Source organism: Methylobacterium nigriterrae (assembly GCF_037106235.1).
Lineage (GTDB): Bacteria > Pseudomonadota > Alphaproteobacteria > Rhizobiales > Beijerinckiaceae > Methylobacterium > Methylobacterium nigriterrae.
On record NZ_JBAWTG010000321.1, the window covers coordinates 1 to 1,965 of the forward strand.

Consider the following 1,965-nt stretch of genomic DNA (forward strand, 5'->3'; position numbering starts at 1 on the left):
CTGCCCGCTCGCGGACCTCGGGGGCAAAGGGTGGGGTATGCTTCGTCATGGCTCCAGTCTCTCAAGAGTCGGAGCCTCCGGAAAACCCGCTGCGGTTCACGGAGATCGAGGGCGTCCTCTCGGCCCTGAAGTGCCGACGCTCGTATCTTCAGGCCATGCAAGATAAGCCTTAGACACAGACAGACGGGCCTGGATGGATGATCGGACGCGGCTGATCCAACCGACCGCCACGAGACGTACGTTCAGTAGGATGGCACAGCCCGCTTGTCTGGCACCGGGGCTTCCATTCGAAAATGCAATCCGGATGACTGGAAGTCGAACGCGATCTCCGCCTCGCACTGCACCTTCAGCACGCGCTGAAGCAGTGTCGAGCCGAAGCCCTTTCGCGTCGGCTGCTGCACGAGTGGGCCGCCAAGCTCCCGCCAATCAAGAGCCAGAATGCGCTTCGTGTCGGCGCACCGCACGTCCCAGGTGACTTTGATGCGTCCTTCTGGAACCGATAGCGCGCCGTGCTTGGCCGCGTTCGTGGCGAGTTCGTGAATGGCCATCCCGGTCGGAACGGCAAGATCGCCGATCAACTCGATTCTTGGCCCATCAAGCTGGATGCGGGTGCCTCCGGCGTCGTTGTAGGGGCCAAGTTCGTTCTCCAGCATCTCGCGCAGAGATGCCTGCTGCCAATAATCCTCAGTGAGCAGGTTGTGCGTCTTCGCCAACGAGATGATCCGCGCCGAGAAGGACGAGTAGAAGTTCTCAACGCTCGTCGCAGACCGTGCAGATGCGCCGAGCAGCCCCTGCACAGTCGCCAGCGTGTTCTTCACCCGGTGGTGAAGCTCCCGAATCAGCAGCGTCTGACGCTCGGCCGTGCGCTCCCTTTCTTCGAGATAAACCTTCGCTTGGTGCTGCCGCCGCCGGCCCCGGTAGGCGAACCGAACTGCCATCACCAGCGTGGCCGGATGAAATGGGCGTTCGAGCAAGCTCACATTGCCAAGCGTTTCGGTCAGGCGCGGATCGGGCTCGGCACCTCGCAGCGTCAGCAGGATGAACGGAAAATCGGACCACGGCGGCTGCTGTGCGATCCAGTCTGCCAGCGCCTGCCGGTTCTCGGCGAGAAGCGCTTCTTCTGTGACGACAGCACAGCAGGCCGCGTCATGCCCAGCCACCAACTCCGGCAGCGAGTGGCAGACGCGTGATGTGATCCGCTCCTCGGCGAGGATGACCGCTGCAACCTCCGCATCCCGGCCGCTCGGGGCCAGGATCAGGACCGACCCTTGAACATCGCTCATCACTGCTCTCGGCTAGATAGCAGTGATGCCTGCTCTCCCTCGAAAGTTGGAACACCCGTCATCACACCCCGGAAACTGCTCAGAGGCTCGCCAACGCGGATGCCCTGCGAATCGATCCGCAACTCGCGGATCGTGTTCTCGTGCCCGCCCGTGCGCTTCTTCACCACCGAGATCGCACGCCGTAGCTGTCCACCGGCCTCGAAAGTGCGGAAGAGCAAGATGGTGTCGCTGAGGTAGGTGAGATCAACGTTCGCGGCCATCTGCCCAACCATCCCGTGCTGCGCCAGGATGAGAAGCGTCATCACGCCCTGCTGGTTCAGGTAGGTCAGCAATTCGTGCATTTGGAGCAGCAGGTAGTGCTCCTCCGGCAGGGCGTTGTGGTAGCCGGTCAGGGAGTCGATCACCACCATCCGGATGCCGTGCCGTTCGACCGCATCCTGCACGATGGCAGCAAGTTCGCCGGGTGAGATTTCAGCCGGGTCGATCTGCTCGATGCGCAGCGTCCCGGCCCTCACATGCGGCTCAAGGTCCATAGTAGGCGCTTACTCGTGCTGCCTCAGGGGCTCGCCCCGCCATGGTGTACCCGTAGAGCAGGAGCGCCACCATCATGCCGGGATGGTAGGGCGGGTAGCCGCGCTCCTCGGTGTAGGTGTCGAGAATGGCCGAGAGGTCGAGCGCCTCT

Annotated in this window: 1 protein-coding gene and 1 pseudogene; both read right to left on the minus strand. The window is 62.8% G+C overall.

Annotated features, from left to right (window positions below; translation table 11 throughout):
- Positions 1-242 precede the first annotated feature (242 nt).
- Entirely contained in the window at positions 243-1,283 is a 1,041-nt protein-coding gene (locus WDW90_RS36655) for a sensor histidine kinase (RefSeq protein WP_336492648.1), read from the minus strand.
- Positions 1,283-1,813, minus strand: a pseudogene (locus tag WDW90_RS36660) (ATPase domain-containing protein); the annotation flags it as partial. The pseudogene WDW90_RS36660 and the gene WDW90_RS36655, both read right to left, overlap by 1 nt.
- Between the last annotated feature and the right edge of the window lie 152 nt (positions 1,814-1,965).

What these genes read in the sequence shown, in the direction of transcription:
- WDW90_RS36655 (WP_336492648.1), bottom strand. Translation starts at nt 1,283, where the DNA reads ATGAGCGATGTTCAAGGGTCGGTCCTGATCCTGGCCCCGAGCGGCCGG.